An 18049-nucleotide genomic window follows, 5' to 3' on the forward strand; every position below is an offset into this window, starting at 1 on the left:
ATGAATTTAGTGAAAATTGCGAGGTCATTCCTGAATGGGCACAAGCTTGCAAGTTGTTGAACAGCTGTCACCGGGCCGCAATGTCGACGCCTATGTTCAAACTGTGAGTGCCATTCCCATCCTCACGGCTGATGAGGAGCGGGAGCTGGCAGAACGCCTGCATTACCAGAGCGATCTTGAAGCGGCACGCCAGTTGGTTATGTCGCACCTGCGTTTTGTGGTTCATATTGCCCGTAGTTACTCCGGATACGGTCTGCCGCTGGGCGACCTGATTCAGGAAGGCAATGTTGGCCTGATGAAGGCCGTTAAGCGCTTTGATCCCACCATGGGTGTACGTCTGGTGTCGTTCGCCGTGCACTGGATCAAGGCCGAAATGCACGAGTTTATTCTGCGCAACTGGCGTATCGTTAAAATCGCTACCACCAAGGCCCAGCGCAAGCTGTTCTTCAATCTGCGTTCGCAGAAGAAGAAACTGAGCTGGATGACCAATGAAGAGGTGGAAGCGGTTGCTGAAGATCTGGGCGTTGATGCCAAGGTCGTGCGTCAGATGGAAGGCCGTCTGGCCTCCAATGATACCGCCTTTGATGCACCGGCAAGCGAGGATGAAGACGCAGCCTATCTGTCACCGTCTGCCTACCTCGAGGATCACTCCGCTGATCCGGCGACTCAGCTGGAAGAGGCCAACTGGGAGGAAGATTCCCAGCGCCGACTGCTGAGTGCGATGGAAGGTCTGGATGATCGCAGCCGTAACATTCTGGCACGTCGCTGGCTGGCCGAAGAAAAGGCAACCCTGCACGAGCTGGCGGCCGAGTACGAAGTGTCGGCCGAGCGCATTCGTCAGCTGGAAAAGAATGCCATGAAAAAGATTCGCGGTGCGATGCTGACGGCCTGAGCCCGGCATCCACTGCTCTAAAAGCCGCCCTGTGCGGCTTTTTTCGTTTCGGGCCTTAGTCCGAGCCATTATAATACCATCACGGAATACCGCATGTCCGCACGTCTTATTCTGATTCTGGCCGCCTTGCTGGGGGCTCTGGCTGTGATGCTGGGCGCCTTTGGGGCCCATGGTTTGCGCGACCAGCTCAGCCCGCGCCTGCTGGAAGTGTTTCGCACCGGGGTCGACTACCAGTTCTGGCATGTACTGGCCTTGCTGGCGGTGGGGCTACTGCAGCAACACCAGCGTCGCCTGGGCTTCAGCATCAGTGCCGGCGCTTTTTTGCTGGGTATCCTGCTGTTCAGCGGCAGTCTCTTTGTACTGGCCTTGAGTGGCGTGCATTGGCTTGGGGCCATCACCCCGCTGGGGGGAACCGCATTCATCATCGGCTGGCTGTGTCTGGCCGTGACATTGGTAAAACAAGGTAAAGAGCATGCAGATTCAGGTAAACGGTGAAGCACTGGAGATCAGTGAAGACGCCACGCTGAATGACCTGATTGAACAGCTTCAACTGGTGGGCAAGCGCATTGCCATCGAGCTGAACCTGGAAATCATTCCGCGCAGCGAACATGCCAGCACCCGGCTCAAGTCGGATGACCAGGTCGAAATTGTACACGCGATCGGCGGCGGCTGAGCGATAGCGCTGCTGGATCAGGTCGCAACTCACATTCATTCTCGGGGTATAGATGATGTCAGAACTGGAAACGAACGACCCACTGGTAATTGCCGGACAGACCTTTAACTCGCGCCTGCTGGTGGGAACCGGCAAATACAAGGACATGGCCGAGACCGGAGCAGCCATCGAAGCCAGTGGTGCTGAAATTGTCACCATGGCGGTACGCCGTACCAACCTGGGTCAGAACCCGGACGAGCCCAACCTGCTGGACGTGGTCAGCCCTGACCGTTACACCCTGTTGCCGAACACGGCCGGCTGCTACACCGCCGATGATGCCGTACGTACCTGTCGTCTGGCCCGTGAGTTGCTGGATGGCCATGATCTGGTCAAGCTGGAAGTGCTGGGTGACCAGAAGACACTGTACCCCAACATCATTGAAACCGTGAAAGCCGCCGAAACTCTGGTCAAGGATGGCTTCAAAGTAATGGTGTACACCAATGACGACCCCATCGTCGCCAAACAGCTGGAAGAGATCGGCTGTGTTGCCGTGATGCCGCTGGGCTCCCTGATCGGTTCCGGTCTGGGTATCCAGAACCCGCACAACATCCGTTTGATCATGGAAGAGGCCAATGTACCTATCCTGGTTGACGCCGGTATCGGTACGCCTTCAGAGGCCGCCATGGCGATGGAAATGGGCTGTGCCGGTGTGCTGGTGAACTCGGCCATTGCCGGTGCGCAGAATCCGGTGTTGATGGCCAAAGCGATGCAGAAAGCCGTGCAGGCCGGTCGTGAAGCGCACCTGGCCGTGCGCATGCCGCGTAAAGCCTATGCCAGCGCGTCCTCGCCGCTGGATGGCCTGATCAGCAAATGAATTGAACCTGCGGGGCCTCTGGCCCCGCCAAGTAATAGACACAAGATGACAGACGAACAGAAACCGATTCGCCGGATCCGCAGCTTTGTTGTGCGTGCCGGCCGTATGACCGAAGGTCAGCAGCGTGCCATGGACGAGAACTGGCCCAAATACGGGCTGGAGCTGAAAGATGGCATGATCAACCCGGCAGATGTCTTCGGCCGTGAAGCACCTCTGGTGCTGGAGATCGGCTTCGGCATGGGCGATTCGCTGATCGAGATGGCACGCCAGGCGCCGGAAAAGAACTTCATCGGCATCGAAGTCCACCCTCCGGGCGTGGGACGTTTGCTGTCTCGTGCGGTTGAGGCCGGGCTGACCAATATCCGTGTCTACTGTGATGACGCGGTGGAAGTATTGGAACAGTGCATCCCGGATGCCAGCCTGGAAACCCTGCAGCTGTTCTTCCCGGACCCCTGGCACAAGAAGCGCCATCACAAGCGCCGCATTGTGCAGCCTGAGTTTGCCCAGAAAATTCGTCAGAAGCTGGCCGTTGGCGGTTGTTTCCACATGGCTACCGACTGGGAAAACTATGCCGAGCATATGATGGAAGTGATGAGCGCCGCCGAGGGCTATCGCAACCGCCAGGGCGAAGGTGAGTATGCACCTCAGCCTGAATGGCGCCCGGTAACCAAGTTCCAGCAGCGCGGTGAGCGTCTGGGGCATGGTGTCTGGGATTTGATGTTCGAACGTACCGCCTGAACCGACTGGAGCCCGATTATGACCACGCCCATCAGCGTACAACAGACCAGCCTCGATTACCGCGCCGCTCTGGCCACCGTCACTGCTGCTGCCGAAGAGGCAGAGCGTCTGGGTGTGCGTGTCAGTATTGCGGTGGTGGCACGTTCCGGCCAGCCGCTGGCCCAGGTAAGCCTCAATGATGCACCGCCGCAGACCTCTCAGCTGGCGCTGCGCAAGGCGCGTACTTCAGCCGGCTTCAAGGTGCCCAGCAGCTTCTTCCGTGACAAGAACGCCGACGATGTGCATCTGCTGGCGGCTCTGGATACGCATCCGGACCTGCTCATGCTGGGCGGTGGCTTGCCACTGCTGCTGGATGGGGAGTGCATCGGTGCCGTAGGGGTGTCGGGCGCGTCTCAGGATCAGGATATCGCCTGTGCGCAGGCGGCAGTGTCTGCATTGGTGCTTAAGGAATAGCTGACGGATGTCTGAAGCGAACACACAAGGGGCTGGTTCAGCCCCTTTTTTATTGATGGCGGTCGCCTCGGCTGTGCTGATGGGCACCATCGGCGTGATCTCGCGCTATGCGGGGCTGAGTGCGGAAACACTGACTTTCTATCGACTGGGCTTTGGTGCCTTGCTGATGCTGGGCTACCTGCTGGTCATCGGGCGCTTCAGCCTGCTGTTGTGCTGGCCGGGCTGGCGGGTGCTGATCAATGGCGGGCTGTTGGCGGCGTTTATCGTTTGTTATGTCCAGGCGATGCTCCATACCAGCATGGCCAATGCCATCATGATGGTGTACCTGTCACCGGTCACGGCCTCGGTGGTGGCGCATTTCTGCCTGGGTGAGCGCCTGCGCCCGGCGGGCGTCGGGTTGATTCTGCTGGCGCTGTTCGGCTTTGCCATGATGATGGAATTCCGCCTCGGCTTCGATAACCCGGATGACGCTACCGGCATGCTGTTTGCGACCCTGGCCATGCTGGCCTATGCCGGCTTTATCCTGATGAACCGTATCCTGCCCCTGCATGTGCACAGTTATACCCGCTGCTGGTATCAGTTACTGGCCGGAGCCCTGTGCATGCTGCCGCTGATGTTGCAGCAGAATGAAAGCATTGTGGCGGTGCAATGGGGCTGGTTGCTGCTGGCGGGACTTTTGCCGGGCTTTCTGGCGATCCTGTTTGCCGTGATCGCGTTGCGGGAGCTGCCGGCGGCCACCTTCGGCACGCTGGCGTATATGGAGCCGATTGCGGTGGTGACCTTCGGCTGGGTGCTGTTCGGCCAGTCACTCAACACGCTACAGCTGTCCGGCTGTGGCCTTATTCTCGCTGCTGGAGTGGCTCAGGCGCTGTTGAACCAGCGCACTGAGCGACGTCAACGCGAGCGACTTCAGGTCGCGTCTTAACAGTCTGTTAAAGCATTTCCTTGTCAGGACCGCCCTTACGGTGGTGCGGGCCGTCACCTCGGTGGTGTTTGCCATCGCGGTGATGCTTGCCCTTGCGCTCGCGCATCTCAGCCAGCTTCTCTTCCTGCTCCGGTGTCAGAATGGCGTAGAGCTCAGCCTTGAAGTTGGCGCGACGCTCGACACGTTCGGCCAGTTGTTGCTGCATGTCGGCGATGCGTGCCTGCACCTGCTCGTTGTAATCCGCGGCATTGGGATCCAGCTGTGCCAGCCCTTTCATGCCTTTGCGCGGCTGGTCCGGGCGTTGCGCGGCCTGGTCGGCAAAGAGTGCCTTGACCGAGGCGGTCTGGGCTTCGTCCAGTTCCAGGTGTTTGGCCATGCGCTCGACACGCTTGTCGGCGCGGTCAGCAGCACTGCAGTTCTCTTTCTGACCGGCATAGGCCAGGGCGCTGGTACCTGCAACCAGAGAGGCGGCGAGAACGGATACAATCATCTTGCGTGTTTTCATGGGAACTCTCCTGTGTTGATCTGGTGTCCAGTATTGCCAATGTCAGCGCAAAGTTGTGTGCACAGGGGGTAAAGTTAGGTAAAGCCTGCCTGACGCCCGTGATCAGCGGGCTAAAATGGCACCAGGAGGATTGCTGATGCAAACAGATGCGCAAACATTGCTGTTGGTGGATGACGACCCTGATCTCTGTGCCATGCTGGCCGAATACCTGAGGCATGAAGGTTACAAGGTTGAAACCGTGCACTCCGGGGGCGCTGCGCTGGAAGCGCTGGAGCGGCTGACGCCGGACCTGATGGTGCTGGATATCATGATGCCGGGGATGAGTGGACTGGAGCTGCTGCAGCAGCTGCGCCCACGCAGTGCCGTGCCGGTCCTGATGTTGACCGGTCGTGGAGAGGCCATTGACCGAATTCTGGGGCTGGAAATGGGCGCGGATGATTATCTGTCCAAACCCTGCCACCCACGCGAACTGCTGGCGCGTGTGAAGGCGATCCTGCGCCGCTGTGATGGTGTTCAGCCGACAGCAGAACCGGAGCAGGACGGTACCTTTCCCGCTTACCGCCTGGCATCAGGAGAGCTGGTGCTGGACCCGGGGCAGCGTGAGGTGCAGTTTGCCGGCCAGCCATTACAGCTGACCAGTGCCGAGTTCAATGTACTGGCGTATCTGATGCAACATGCCGGTCGTGTTCTGAGTAAGGAAGAGCTGACCCGCTGGGTATTGCACCGCGAACTCAGTGCCTATGACCGTGCCATCGATGTTCACGTCAGCCGGGTACGTCAAAAGCTGGCGTCGGTGATGGGGGATAATCAGGAAATGATCAAGACCGTGCGAGGCCAGGGCTATCAGTTCGTGCGGGGTCAGGCATGAAGGTCAGGTGGTATCAGCGTCTGTTCTGGAAGATGTTTCTGGTGATCTGGCTGGTCAGCCTGGTGGGCATGGGCAGTGTTTTTCTGGTGCTGTCCAGCCGCTACGACAAGGACCATAAGCTGGAACTGCTGGAAGCCCGTGCCCGGGGGCAGGCAATGCTGATGCTGGAACGCTACGAAGATGGCGTACCGGACTGGCACAAGCTGCCGGGGCGGCGCCATTCAATACCCGTCTGGCTGTTTGAGGCTGACAGCCGTGAGCCGTTGATGTCCGGCATACATGAGCCGCCGCGACGGGCCCTCAGACTTGCACTCACCACTGACAGTGGTCGTGAATACCTGGCCAAGGTGAGCTTGCCGCGTGAGGCCTTCTTCGTGGAGCGCATGCTCGGGCGCCTGTTCTCGTTGCAGATGGTACTGATACTGCTGGTGTCGGGACTGGCGGGGCTGGTGCTCAGTGGATTGGTGGTGCGGCCGATTCGACGGCTCAGCCGTCATGTGCGGGACCTGCATCAGGAACAGGATCTGACCCTGAGAGCCGATGCCGGCTTGAGTCAGCGGCGGGATGAAATCGGGGAGCTGACCCGTGAGTTTGATGCCATGGTAGCGTCCGTGGAGCAGACCCTGCTGGCGCAGCAGCGGTTGTTGCAGGATGTGTCCCACGAGCTGCGAGCCCCCCTGGCGCGGCTGCAGGCCGCTGCCGGTCTGGTGGAGCAGCGGCTGGCGGAGGATGACCCGTTGATGCAGCGTATCAACCGCGAATGCGAACGTCTGGATGCCCTGATCAGTGAAATCCTCAGTTTTAGCCGTCAGCAGAACAAAGAGCGTCCGGTGGAGTTTTCCCTCAACGAACTCTGTCAGGAATTGCAGGAAGAAGTGCGGTTACGCCAGCCGGCGCGGCCGTTCACACTGGATCTGCCGGAGGTCGTCGTACATTACCTTGGCGCCCGTGAATTGCTGCGGCGTGCGTTACAGAACGGGGTGGAAAACATTCTGCGTCATACGCCTGAAGAAACACCCGCCAGCCTTCAGCTGCAGGTCTTGCCTGGGGGCGGACTTCAGATCAGTCTGAGCGACGCGGGTCCGGGCGTGGATGAGGCACTCCTGCCTCGCCTGTTTGAGCCCTTTGTACGGGACGACAGCACCTCTGCAGAGGGCTTTGGTTTGGGCATGAGCATTGCGCGCCGGGCCGTTGAGCAGTTGGGCGGCCGGATCAGTGCCCATAACCGGCCCGAGGGCGGCTTTGAGCTCAGGATTCAGTTGCCGCCGGCAGACTGACCAGTCGAACCCGGTCGCCTGTCTTGACCTCAAGGCAGGCGGCAACTTCGGAGGTCAGAGCCACCCGACGGCGCCCGGGCTGCAGGCGAGCCTGAGTGCAGCGGAAATCCACACATTGGGTATTGCTGACCAGATAGGAGCGTGCGCCCTCCGGCACCGCCTGGTCATCAATCACCACCTCCAGCGTGCGGCTGCGCGCAATGGCATGCACCTCCTCGGGGCGTGCTGCCAGTGTCGGGCCGGCATCAAAAATATCCACGTAGTCTTCAAACCGGAACCCCTGAGCCTTCAATAGCTTGCAGGCCGGGCGTGTATTGGGATGAACCTCGCCAATGATCGCCTGCGCCGCCGGAGGCAGCAGGTGGATATAGATCGGGTGCTTGGGCATGAGTTCGGCAATCACCACCTTGTTGCCGGAGCCGGTCAGGAAGTCTGCTTCACGGTAGTGCATGGAAAAAAAGTGCTGTCCCAGCCCTTCCCAGAAGGGGTTGCTGTCATCCTGGTCGGTGAAGCCGCGCATTTCGGCAATGATGCGGTCGGCAAAGCGGGCACGGTGCTGGGCGATAAACAGGAAGCGGGACCGAGACAGCAGACCGCCACCGCCCCGGCCACGAAAATCAGGCCGCAAGAACAGTGAACAGAGCTCGCTGCTGCCGGTGTAGTCGTTGCACAGGTAGAGGGTGCGAAACTCGTTGTAGATGCCCAGCTGGTGTGAGGCATGCACAATGGTGCCGATATGGTAGTGATACCAGGGCGCATCCAGACCCACCGCCGCGGTAATGCCGCTGGTGCCCAGCACCTCACCGGTTTCGGTATCTTCCAGTACAAACAGATAGGTCAGCGGGGCTGGCTCGGGGGCGCTGCGAAAGGCACTCACCGCCTGCTCCAGCTTGCTGACCAGCAGGTCATGGTTATCCGGCAAAGAGGTAAAACCCGGGCCTGATTCCCGGGCAATCTGGTGCAACAGGGTGTCGTCTGTCGATGCAATCGGGCGTACTCTCAGCATCCTGGCCTCCAGTGGTCACGATTATGACTGCAGTATAGATGAGCCGGGCCGGGGTAATAGCACTAAAAGCAGGCTAGAGGTATGATCTTGGCATGCCTGAATGAGGAGCAACCATGGGTAAGAAACTGATTACACTGATTGCCAGTGCGGGACTGTTGCTGGCGGCAGGCGTGCAAAGCGGCTGCAGTACCATTGAGGGTGCAGGCAAGGACTTGACCAAGGCCGGTAAAAAGATTCAGGAAGTTGCGCGCGACGCGAAGAACTGAGGAACAAGGCCGACCTGAGGCAGGTCGGCCCAGTGCAAGGCTGGCCGTTAAAGAGCGTCCGGGCCAGTCTCGCCAGTACGAATACGCACCACCTGCTCCAGCGGCATGACAAAGATTTTGCCGTCGCCGATCTTGCCAGTGTTGGCGGTTTTGCTGATTGCTTCGATGACCTGATCGAGCATGTCGTCATCAATGGCGACTTCGATCTTCACCTTGGGCAGGAAATCCACCACATATTCCGCGCCGCGGTACAGCTCGGTATGGCCTTTCTGGCGGCCGAAGCCTTTCACTTCAGTCACGGTTACACCCTGGATACCGATCTCGGACAGGGCTTCGCGAACGTCATCCAGCTTGAACGGTTTGATCACCGCTGTGACGAGTTTCATCATTCAACTCCTCGCAATATTGGGGCAGTCCCAGTGTACCCACCGTCGTTCGGTGGAGACTCCTTGGACGCCAGTATACCCATAATCAAAAGGCTGCGCATATTCTGCGCAGCCTGAAGGATGGAACCTCTGGTGTGTTTACTTCTTGGTGCCAGAGAATTCCGGGTAGGCTTCCATACCGCACTCGGCGAGATCGACGCCTTCGTACTCTTCCTCTTCGCTGACACGGATGCCCATGACAGCCTTAAGGATCAGCCATACCACCAGGCTGGCAATGAAAACCCAGCCGAAGATGGATACGATACCCAGCAGCTGAGCACCGAAGGTTGCATCAGCATTGCTCAGCGGCACTGCCAGCAGACCCCAGATACCGACCACACCGTGCACGGAGATGGCACCGACCGGATCATCCAGACGCAGTTTGTCCAGAGTGACGATGGCGATGACAACCAGAGCACCACCGATGGCACCGATCAGGGTAGAGGCCAGCGCGCTTGGCGACAGCGGGTCAGCAGTGATGGCAACCAGGCCAGCCAGTGCACCGTTCAGTGCCATGGTCAGGTCAGCCTTGCGGAACCACAGGCGAGCTACGATCAGCGCCGCGATGACACCACCGGCAGCGGCTGCGTTGGTGTTAACGAAGACTTCCGCAACTGCGTTGGCTTCACCAACGTCAGACAGTTTCAGCTCGGAACCACCGTTGAAGCCGAACCAGCCCATCCACAGGATGAAGGTACCCAGGGTTGCCAGCGGCATGTTACAGCCCGGAATCGCGTTGATTTCGCCATTCTTGCCGTATTTGCCTTTACGTGCACCCAGAACCAGGACACCGGCCAGAGCAGCAGACGCACCCGCCATGTGTACGATGCCGGAACCGGCGAAGTCAGAGAAGCCGGCTTCGCTCAGGAAACCGCCGCCCCAGGTCCAGTAGCCGGACGTCGGGTAGATGAAACCGGTCATGACAACAGCGAATGCCAGGAAGGCCCACAGCTTCATGCGCTCGGCAACTGCACCGGATACGATGGACATGGCAGTTGCCACGAACACGACCTGGAAGAAGAAGTCTGAGCGAGAAGAGTAGTAAGGCGCGTCATCGCCACCGGCCAGAACCGCGTCGACGGAGTTTTCACCACCGATCAGAGCGCCCAGGCTCGGCATAACGCCGCCGGCATCAGAGCTGTACATGATGTAGTAGCCACACAGCAGGTACATGGTACAGGCGATGGCGTAAAGTGCGATGTTCTTGGTCAGGATCTCGGTGGTGTTCTTGGCACGCACCAGACCTGCTTCGAGCATGGCGAAACCGGCCGCCATCCACATTACCAGTGCACCACACACCAGGAAGTAGAAGGTATCGACCGCATATTTCAGCTGGGTCACATCCCCGGCTGTCGAGTTGAGCAGTTCTTCCATTGTCTTATCCTCCAGAGATAAACGGAAACGCGGAAACAGGCCTGATTACAGGGCGTCGTGACCGGACTCACCGGTACGAATGCGCACAACCTGCTCCAGCGGTGTAACAAAAATCTTGCCGTCACCGATCTTGCCGGTGTGCGACGCCTTGCTGATCGCCTCCAGTACCTGGTCGACGATGTCATCGGCTACGGCCGCATCGATGCGAACCTTGGGCAGAAAGTCGACGATGTACTCGGCACCACGGTAGAGCTCGGTATGGCCCTTCTGGCGGCCGAAGCCTTTTACTTCAGTAACGGTAATACCCTGAACGCCGATGTCCGACAGGGCCTCACGTACATCATCCAGCTTGAATGGTTTGATGATCGCTGAGATCAGTTTCATCGTTGTGTCCTCTAGGCTAGCGTTGGTCCGAGCACCCCGTTTGCCGGATGCTGGCGCGTTGTAATTCCCTATAAGCGAAGCACGTGCCAACTTGTGATTTTTCTTTCTAAACAGTGAGTTAATGACTATTAGAGGGAGATAGGGGCAGTTTTGATGCGCGGCGGGGCATGTTTTGGTGCACCGTTATGGTGCGTGAACCCATTTGGTGCACAGGTCTGGTCTGACCTGAGCACCAAACTGGTTTATAGTGGAGCCTGATACGAGTCAGATGCGGAGACCCCGATGATCCACCAGAAACTGATCGACAGCCTGTCCGGCCAATTCGGCCAGCTGCTCAGCAACCGTCCTGATATTCCCGGTCAGCAGGAGCTGCAGGACCAGATGCGCACCATGCTGCAGGGCACCTTTGCCCGCCTGGACCTGGTGACACGTGAAGAATTTGATGCCCAGCAGGCTGTGCTTCTGCGCACCCGCGAGCGTCTGGAACAGTTGGAAGCACGCCTGCAGGCACTGGAAACGGATTCCGCACCTGCTGCCGAGGATAACGACAGCACGCCCTCTTAACAGGCACTCGATTTACACTTCGACACAAGGAAAGTGTCATGTCACTTGCAGTCATTCAGACCCGAGCCCAGCTCGGGATTGCCGCGCCTCCGGTGACGGTAGAGGTCCACCTGTCAGGTGGCCTGCCCTCCATGTCCATTGTCGGTTTACCCGAAACCGGCGTGAAAGAAAGCCGCGAACGGGTACGCAGTGCCCTGATTACCGCCGGCTTCGAGTTCCCTCAGCGGCGTATCACTATCAATCTGGCACCGGCAGACCTGCCCAAGGAAGGAGGGCGCTATGATCTGGCCATTGCCATCGGCATCCTGTCAGCTTCGGGGCAGTTGAAAGGCTGGAAAGCCACACCTGCGCTGGAAATGCTGGGGGAGTTGTCCCTGTCGGGCGAGATCCGCTCTGTACGCGGCGTACTGCCGGCATCCGTTGCCGCCGGGCAGTTGCAGCGTGCTCTGGTGGTGCCCCGTGACAATGCCGAAGAAGCACTGATGGCCGGGGATACCGAGGTGCTGGCGGTGTCGCACCTGATTGAGCTGGTTGAGCACCTGATACGCCGACAACCCCTGCAGCCGGCGGTGGCCGAGGAGGTCGCTGCCGAAGCGGGTGCCATGCCGGATCTGACCGAGGTGAAAGGGCAGTTTCAGGCACGGCGAGCACTGGAAGTGGCGGCTGCCGGTGGACATAACCTGCTGTTTTCCGGACCGCCGGGCAGCGGTAAAAGCATGCTGGCGGCACGTTTGCCGGGCTTGCTGCCTGAGCTGCAAAGCCGGGAACGGTTGGAGGTGGCCGCGATTGCCTCCGTATCCGGCTATGACGTGACCCCGGCCTGTGCCGGTATCCGCCCCTTCCGTTCGCCGCACCATACTGCTTCGGCGGTGGCACTGGTGGGTGGTGGCAGTCACCCCCGGCCCGGTGAAATTTCGCTGGCGCATCAGGGTGTGCTCTTCCTTGATGAACTGCCGGAATTTCCGCGTCGGGTACTGGAAGTACTGCGCGAACCCATGGAAACCGGCGAGATTCTGATCTCCCGAGCGGCCCGGCAAACCCGCTTTCCCGCTCGATTTCAGCTGGTGGCTGCCATGAACCCCTGCCCCTGTGGCTACCATGGTGATGGTACCGATCGTTGTTACTGTACGCCGGATCAGATTCGGCGCTACCAGCAGAAAATCTCCGGTCCGTTGCTGGACCGTATCGATCTGCAGCTGCATGTGCCGGCACTCCCGCCGGATGCGTTGCTGGCGCCGGCCAAACCGGGTGAAAGCAGTGCCCACGTGAGGGCGCGGGTGAGGCAGGCGCATGAGGTGCAGTTGACGCGCCAGGGCACCATGAATCGGGAGCTGGGTGGCACTGAACTGGAGCAGGTATGCGGTCTGGACGATGCCGGGCGTGTGTTACTGACACAGGTGATGCAGCGCTATCAGCTGTCGGCGCGAACCTGTCATCGTATTCTCAAGGTTGCCCGCACTCTGGCGGATCTGGCGGGTCAGCCTCGGGTAGAAGAACCCCAGCTGCTGGAAGCGCTGGCGTTCAGAGGCTGCTCTGCTTCTGGCGACGGCTGACCAGGGTCAGGAACTGGTCCAGCGGCACCGGGCGACTGAAGAAGAAGCCCTGTACCTGATCACAGTCGTGACGGATCAGGAATTCCAGCTGGGCACGGGTTTCCACGCCTTCGGCGATTACCTGTTTGTTGAGATTGTGGGCCAGGTTGATGATGGCGCGCACGATCTCCTCGTCATCCGGATTGCCGGGAATACCATCAACGAAAGACTTGTCGATTTTGAGTGTGGTGATCGGCAGTTTCTGCAGCAGGCTGAAGGAGGAGTAGCCGGTGCCGAAGTCATCCAGCGAGAATTCCACGCCGCGGCGGCTCAACTGCTCGATGGTGTTGCGTACGTGCTCCTCGTCGTTGCACAGCGCGGTTTCGGTCAGTTCGAACTCCATCGCCTGGCTGGACATGTTGTGCTCGTCGAGCAGGCGCTCAATGGTGCTGGCCAGATAGGTATCCTGAAACTGGCGGAACGACAGGTTGATGCCGATGCGGCCTTCCATGCCGGCTTCCTGAATGGCCGGCAGGGCGCGGCCCGCTTCCTGGATGATCCAGTAGCCCATGGGCACAATCAAACCTGAGGCTTCACATTGTGGAATGAAGGTGTCGGGTGATTGCAGGCCTTTTTCCGGGTGCCGCCAGCGAATAAGAGCCTCGGCACCGCAGATCTCACCCTGGCGCAAGTCGATGCGCGGCTGGTAGAACAGCTCGAATTCCTCTTTCTGCAGGGCACGCCAAAGCTCGGGGTCATAGCCACTGAGTACCTGGTCGGTCAGTGGAGCCGGTTCCGCCTTGACCGTGGTACGGAAGTGCAGGCTGCAGTAGCGGATAATGCGGCGCACCGTGTCCGGGTTGCTGCCACACAATTGCAGATAATCGTTGAGCGGGTTGTCGAGCAATTCTTCCCAGGCGTCCAGATCCGGCGTGTCTTTAAACAGGAGTACGGCGGGCAAGGGCGACTGATGTGTTCTCAGCTGTTCCAGATCGGTTTTGGTTTGTTCTGGATCAGAGACATCAAGAAGGAGGATTGGCTGGTGTAGGTGCTGCAGAATGGAGACGGTTGATTCAATGGAGTCGAAGCAGTGTAGCTGGCCTTGCCACCAGGGATACAACCAGTCCTGCCAGCAGGCCTCAAGCGAGGGCGAGGAGCTGACGAGTACTAGCGTGGGTGTCGAAACACCCGATCGAGACTGTGCGCATTCTGCCTGCATGGTACTTCCTCCCCTCGGGCGAATGGATGCTCAGGGAACTGAATTTCATCAGGGGGCCATGTCATAATAGGCGACAACAATGGATCGCCGAGCGAGATTAGCACGCTTTGAGGGCGTACTGAACCTGGCGGTAGGTGCGTAAACGATCCATGTTTCTTCACACGCAGTATCAGGCTATCGGCAGTCTTAGCGCCGGGTTTAGCAATTTCGAGGTGCCATGAGCAAATTAAATCCACGTCAGCGGGAAGCGGTGCATTACATCGGTGGGCCGTTGCTGGTACTGGCCGGGGCCGGTTCCGGCAAGACCAGTGTGATCACGCGCAAGATCGCCTGGATGGTTCAGGAGGCTGGCTTTGAGGCGCGCCGCATTGCTGCCGTGACCTTCACTAACAAGGCCGCACGCGAGATGAAAGAGCGTGTCGGCCAGCTGCTGCAGGGCAAGGAAGGGCGCGGGCTGACCGTATCCACCTTCCATAACCTGGGGCTGTCGATCATCCGTCGCGAGCGCAAGTATCTGGGCCTGAAGTCCGGTTTCTCCCTGTTTGACGATCAGGACAGCAAGGCCCTGCTGCGCGACCTGCTGCTGCAGAATGACGAAGACACGGATCTGCTAAACGATATCCAGCATCGTATCTCCAACTGGAAGAACGATATGCTGACCCCGGATGACGTGCTGGCGCAGGCTCAGGGGCCGGACGATATTCTCACTGGCCGCGCCTATGAAGCCTACGAACGTCACCTGCGGGCGTATAACGCTGTCGATTTTGACGACCTGATTCTGTTGCCGGTGCAGTTGTTCAACGATCACCCGGATGTACTGGAGCGCTGGCAGCGGCGTATCCAGTACCTGCTGGTGGACGAGTATCAGGACACCAACCTGTCGCAGTACCGCCTGGTGAGACAGTTGGTGGGCCACCGTGGCGGCCTCACCGTGGTGGGGGATGATGACCAGTCGATCTATGCTTGGCGCGGCGCGCGGCCGGAGAACCTGGCCCAGCTGCAGGTAGACTTTCCCAGCCTCAAGGTGGTCAAGCTGGAGCAGAACTACCGCTCGACCAGCCGCATTCTGAAGGCGGCCAATACCCTGATTGCCAACAACCCCCATGTGTTCGAGAAGACGCTCTGGAGCGACATGGGCTACGGTGAACCCATCCGGGTACTGCACACCCGTAACGACGATGCCGAAGCTGAGCGGATCGCCACCGAGATTCTGGACCGTCATCTGCGTCAGCGCATCGGGTTCAAGGATTTTGCCATCCTCTACCGTGGCAACCACCAGTCGCGGCTGATCGAAATGAAGCTGCAGAACTATCAGATCCCCTACAAGCTCAACGGCGGCACTTCGTTTTTTGCCCGAGCCGAGATCAAGGATCTGATGAGCTATCTCAAGGTGCTGATCAACCGTGATGACGACAACGCTTTCCTGCGCATCATCAATCTGCCGCGTCGCGAAATCGGTCCCAATACGCTGCACAAGCTGGGTGAGTATGCCTCGGCGCGTGAGATCAGCCTGTTTGAAGCCTGTGGCGAGCTGGGGCTGGAGCAACAGCTGCAGCCGCAGGCCGTGGAACGCCTGCGTCGCTTCTGTGACATGATCGACCGGCTGTTTAATCGCTGCCGTGAGGACGACCCGATTGCAGCGATTCACGACCTGATCGAGGAGATTGATTACGCCGGCTGGATTCGCCAGAACGCCTCCAGTGATGTGGTGGCCGAGAAGCGCATGCAGAATGTCTATTTCCTCATCGAGTCGCTGGGCAAAACGCTGGAGCGACTGCAGGAAGATGATGAAAACGCCGGTATCGAAGAAGCGATCGCCCGGCTGGTACTGCTCGACATGCTGAATCAGCAGGATGAAGACGATGATACCGACAAGGTACAGTTGATGACGCTGCATGCCTCCAAGGGCCTGGAGTTCCCGCATGTGTTTCTGCTGGGGATGGAGGAGGAATTGCTGCCGCACCGTAACAGTATCGAGATGGATACCATCGAAGAAGAGCGTCGCCTGGCCTATGTAGGCATCACCCGTGCACGGGAAACCCTGACCATGACGCTGGCCAAGCAGCGGCGGCAGTTTGGTGAATGGCAGGAGTGCATGCCCAGCCGTTTTCTCGATGAGCTGCCGGCTGACGATCTGGAGCACGAAGGGCGTGGTGATGATCGACCCGAGCAGAACCGCGCCCGGGGGCGTGCCACCCTGAACAGCCTCAAGGGGATGTTTGACGACCTCTGATATCTAAAGGCACCCGCAGGGTGAAACAGGTGCCCTGACCGGGTGTGCTTTGGATACTGATGCCGCCTTGCAGCACCTGGGTGACCCACTGATGCACCAGGTGCAGACCCAGCCCGGTATGGCCTTCGCTGCGGCCACTGGTGACGAAGGGATCAAACAGGGTGTCCAGCCGCTCCGCCTCGATACCCCGGCCGTTGTCCTCCACCTGAATCTCCAGTTCTGTGCCCTCCAGTAAGCGTCCTCTCAATTCGATCCTGCCTGGAATGTCAGTATCAAAGCCATGTTGCAGGGCGTTTTCGATCAGGTTTTGCAGCACCTGCGACAGTATCCCGGGATGGCTGAACAGCTGGCACTCCGGCAAGGTGATATCGAGCTTAACGGGACATTTTTTCAGTTGCGGGCGCAAACTGTTGGCCAGGTCGTCGGCGCAGGTTTGCAGGCTGAAATTGACCGGCTCGTCCAGACTGCGGTCAACGGCCAGGCGTTTGAAGCTGCGCACCAGATCCGCCGTACGCTGGAGATTGTGATGGGCCAGCTGCAACCCCTCCTCGGCATGTTTCAGGTAATCCTGCATTTCACCCTGGGTGAGTTGCCCCTGCGCGATGGAGTCTTCCAGTTGATGCAGGGATTCTTCCATGGAGGTGACGGTCACCAGGGTGCCGCCTGTCGGGGTATTCAGCTCATGGGCCACGCCGGCGACCATCATCCCCAGGGATGACAGCTTGCGCGTTTCCACCAGTTCGTCCTGAAGTCGCTGCTGGCGCTCCAGTGATTCGCTGAGTTGCCGGTTGGTCTGGCGCAGCTCTTCCTGTTCCCCTTTCAATTCCTGCAGCAGGATCAGTCTGCTCTCTTCCCCGCGGGCTACACGCCATAAAAATGCACCGCCAATCAGCAGAACCAGAGCACTGATTGCCAGGGTCGGCATAAGGATCTGATAGCGTATACCAGCCAGCTGGTTGGCATTACCGGACAGGATCAGGTGCCACTGACGATCCTCGGACTGCAGTGGTTCAATGCGGCTATGGCTCCAGATACGGTTTTCCGACAACACGCCCCTGCGACTGGCCTGCTGTTGCACCTGCTGCCATATACGAGGGGCTTTGTGAGCCAGTGTAAGCCTGTCCTGGCCGAGAACGTGCCCCCACTCCCGGGTGGGGTCAGGGTGAAGTAACCAGTAGCCATCCTGATTCACCAGTTCCAGCCGTTGGTTTTCTGTTTGCAGAGCACGCAACTCGTTGAACAGACCGGACAGGGAAAAGTTGATTACCAGTACCCCTGAGTGCAGGCCGGATGCCCGCGAAGTGCGCATGGCGGTGCGCAGGGTCGGCTCGAGAGGCATGGCCAGCACACCATGCTCGATGTTGAGATCCAGTGGTGAGAAATACAACTCTCCGGGTGCCAGCTTGAGCGCATCTCGGAAATAGTAGCGGCTGGATTTGTTCTGCAACTCTGGTTCAGGTGTACGCTGGGCACCGTTTGGCGTCAGGTTAACCCTGACCTGCTCCTGCCCGTACTGGTCCAGCCAGCGCACTTGTGAAATCAAGCCTGAGGTATCGCTGAAGCGGGTAAAGTGCCGGGCCAGCAGGCGTTTGTTGGGCGGTCGATCTCCGGCCAGGGCCTCTTCCAGCGCGATACTGCTACGCAGCATACGGGTGAGCTGGCCCAGGTACCCCAGTTCGCGGTGAATACGACTACTGAGGCGATCAATCAGGGCCGTTTGCGCACTGATGGCGGGCTGTAATTTGAGGGCATAGAGCTCGGTATAGGCAAGCCAGGCCGAGGTGGTTGTGATCAGCACCAACGGCAGGAACAGCACCAGCCAGATAAGAAAACGCCTGCGCAGCTGTCGTTTCATAGGAGGC

The 18049-nt window shown here is 59.1% G+C and carries 20 protein-coding genes; 13 read left to right on the plus strand and 7 right to left on the minus strand.

Features of this window, described 5'->3' with window-relative positions; all coding sequences use genetic code 11:
• Nucleotides 1-34: 34 nt before the first annotated feature.
• The 7 genes from rpoH (at nt 35) to O3C79_RS02215 (ending at nt 4534) form a co-directional block, all read left to right on the plus strand.
• Nucleotides 35-892, plus strand: coding sequence for an RNA polymerase sigma factor RpoH (gene rpoH / locus O3C79_RS02185; RefSeq protein WP_010324583.1), 858 nt, complete (start codon nt 35-37; stop codon nt 890-892).
• A gap of 93 nt (nt 893-985) precedes the next feature.
• A complete protein-coding gene (locus tag O3C79_RS02190) occupies nt 986-1387 on the plus strand; it encodes a DUF423 domain-containing protein (protein ID WP_494384627.1) in 402 nt (133 codons plus the stop codon).
• Complete coding sequence (gene thiS, locus O3C79_RS02195; RefSeq protein WP_010324581.1) at nt 1365-1565, plus strand: sulfur carrier protein ThiS; 201 nt, start codon at nt 1365-1367, stop codon at nt 1563-1565. Before O3C79_RS02190 ends, thiS begins: the two co-directional genes overlap by 23 nt.
• A gap of 55 nt (nt 1566-1620) precedes the next feature.
• Nucleotides 1621-2418 (plus strand): thiazole synthase, encoded by a 798-nt coding sequence (locus O3C79_RS02200; RefSeq protein ID WP_010324580.1) that lies wholly within the window; start codon nt 1621-1623, stop codon nt 2416-2418.
• A 45-nt stretch (nt 2419-2463) separates the two neighbouring features.
• The gene (trmB, locus tag O3C79_RS02205; RefSeq protein ID WP_010324579.1) at nt 2464-3156 is read left to right on the plus strand and encodes a tRNA (guanosine(46)-N7)-methyltransferase TrmB; all 693 of its coding nucleotides are present in this window, start codon (nt 2464-2466) and stop codon (nt 3154-3156) included.
• An 18-nt stretch (nt 3157-3174) separates the two neighbouring features.
• Entirely contained in the window at nt 3175-3609 is a 435-nt protein-coding gene (locus tag O3C79_RS02210) for a GlcG/HbpS family heme-binding protein (RefSeq protein WP_494384628.1), read from the plus strand.
• A 7-nt stretch (nt 3610-3616) separates the two neighbouring features.
• Complete coding sequence (locus O3C79_RS02215) at nt 3617-4534, plus strand: DMT family transporter (protein ID WP_494384629.1); 918 nt, start codon at nt 3617-3619, stop codon at nt 4532-4534.
• A 7-nt stretch (nt 4535-4541) separates the two neighbouring features.
• Here the strand turns inward: O3C79_RS02215 and O3C79_RS02220 are convergent, their stop codons facing one another.
• The gene (locus O3C79_RS02220) at nt 4542-5039 is read right to left on the minus strand and encodes a Spy/CpxP family protein refolding chaperone (protein ID WP_010324576.1); all 498 of its coding nucleotides are present in this window, start codon (nt 5037-5039) and stop codon (nt 4542-4544) included.
• A 136-nt stretch (nt 5040-5175) separates the two neighbouring features.
• Here O3C79_RS02220 and O3C79_RS02225 point away from each other — a divergent pair, with 136 nt between their 5' ends.
• Entirely contained in the window at nt 5176-5907 is a 732-nt protein-coding gene (locus tag O3C79_RS02225) for a response regulator transcription factor (protein WP_494384630.1), read from the plus strand.
• Entirely contained in the window at nt 5904-7184 is a 1281-nt protein-coding gene (locus tag O3C79_RS02230) for a sensor histidine kinase (RefSeq protein WP_494384631.1), read from the plus strand. Before O3C79_RS02225 ends, O3C79_RS02230 begins: the two co-directional genes overlap by 4 nt.
• On the opposite strand, the gene astA is transcribed toward O3C79_RS02230, so the two are convergent.
• Nucleotides 7156-8190 (minus strand): arginine N-succinyltransferase, encoded by a 1035-nt coding sequence (astA, locus tag O3C79_RS02235; protein ID WP_494384632.1) that lies wholly within the window; start codon nt 8188-8190, stop codon nt 7156-7158. The genes O3C79_RS02230 and astA overlap by 29 nt on opposite strands.
• 113 nt (nt 8191-8303) lie before the next feature.
• Here astA and O3C79_RS02240 point away from each other — a divergent pair, with 113 nt between their 5' ends.
• Nucleotides 8304-8456 carry an entericidin A/B family lipoprotein gene (locus O3C79_RS02240; protein ID WP_010324572.1) on the plus strand — a complete coding sequence of 51 codons (153 nt, stop codon included), beginning with the start codon at nt 8304-8306 and terminating at the stop codon, nt 8454-8456.
• A 47-nt stretch (nt 8457-8503) separates the two neighbouring features.
• Here the strand turns inward: O3C79_RS02240 and glnK (O3C79_RS02245) are convergent, their stop codons facing one another.
• The 3 genes from glnK (O3C79_RS02245) to glnK (O3C79_RS02255) all read right to left on the minus strand — a co-directional run bounded on the left by glnK (O3C79_RS02245) (nt 8504) and on the right by glnK (O3C79_RS02255) (nt 10639).
• Entirely contained in the window at nt 8504-8842 is a 339-nt protein-coding gene (gene glnK / locus O3C79_RS02245) for a P-II family nitrogen regulator (protein WP_010324571.1), read from the minus strand.
• A 138-nt stretch (nt 8843-8980) separates the two neighbouring features.
• Nucleotides 8981-10255 carry an ammonium transporter gene (locus O3C79_RS02250; protein ID WP_010324570.1) on the minus strand — a complete coding sequence of 425 codons (1275 nt, stop codon included), beginning with the start codon at nt 10253-10255 and terminating at the stop codon, nt 8981-8983.
• Between the two features lie 45 nt (nt 10256-10300).
• On the minus strand, nt 10301-10639 hold the full coding sequence (gene glnK, locus O3C79_RS02255) for a P-II family nitrogen regulator (protein ID WP_010324569.1): 339 nt from the start codon (nt 10637-10639) through the stop codon (nt 10301-10303).
• A gap of 282 nt (nt 10640-10921) precedes the next feature.
• Between glnK (O3C79_RS02255) and O3C79_RS02260 the strand changes: the two genes are divergently transcribed.
• Together O3C79_RS02260 and O3C79_RS02265 are read left to right on the plus strand one after the other, a co-directional pair.
• The gene (locus tag O3C79_RS02260; RefSeq protein ID WP_494384633.1) at nt 10922-11203 is read left to right on the plus strand and encodes an accessory factor UbiK family protein; all 282 of its coding nucleotides are present in this window, start codon (nt 10922-10924) and stop codon (nt 11201-11203) included.
• Between the two features lie 38 nt (nt 11204-11241).
• Nucleotides 11242-12756 (plus strand): YifB family Mg chelatase-like AAA ATPase, encoded by a 1515-nt coding sequence (locus tag O3C79_RS02265; protein ID WP_494384634.1) that lies wholly within the window; start codon nt 11242-11244, stop codon nt 12754-12756.
• On the opposite strand, the gene O3C79_RS02270 is transcribed toward O3C79_RS02265, so the two are convergent.
• Nucleotides 12725-13954: a putative bifunctional diguanylate cyclase/phosphodiesterase gene (locus O3C79_RS02270; RefSeq protein WP_494384635.1), complete on the minus strand. Its 1230-nt coding sequence runs from the start codon at nt 13952-13954 to the stop codon at nt 12725-12727. The two genes, O3C79_RS02265 and O3C79_RS02270, sit on opposite strands and share 32 nt — an antisense overlap.
• Nucleotides 13955-14171: 217 nt before the next feature.
• On the opposite strand from O3C79_RS02270, the gene rep reads away from it, so the two are divergent.
• Nucleotides 14172-16187 (plus strand): DNA helicase Rep, encoded by a 2016-nt coding sequence (rep, locus tag O3C79_RS02275; RefSeq protein WP_494384636.1) that lies wholly within the window; start codon nt 14172-14174, stop codon nt 16185-16187.
• Here the strand turns inward: rep and O3C79_RS02280 are convergent.
• Nucleotides 16162-18042: a sensor histidine kinase gene (locus tag O3C79_RS02280; RefSeq protein ID WP_494384637.1), complete on the minus strand. Its 1881-nt coding sequence runs from the start codon at nt 18040-18042 to the stop codon at nt 16162-16164. The genes rep and O3C79_RS02280 overlap by 26 nt on opposite strands.
• Nucleotides 18043-18049 lie beyond the last annotated feature (7 nt).

This window comes from Marinobacterium sp. NO-S09 (genome assembly GCF_059179545.1).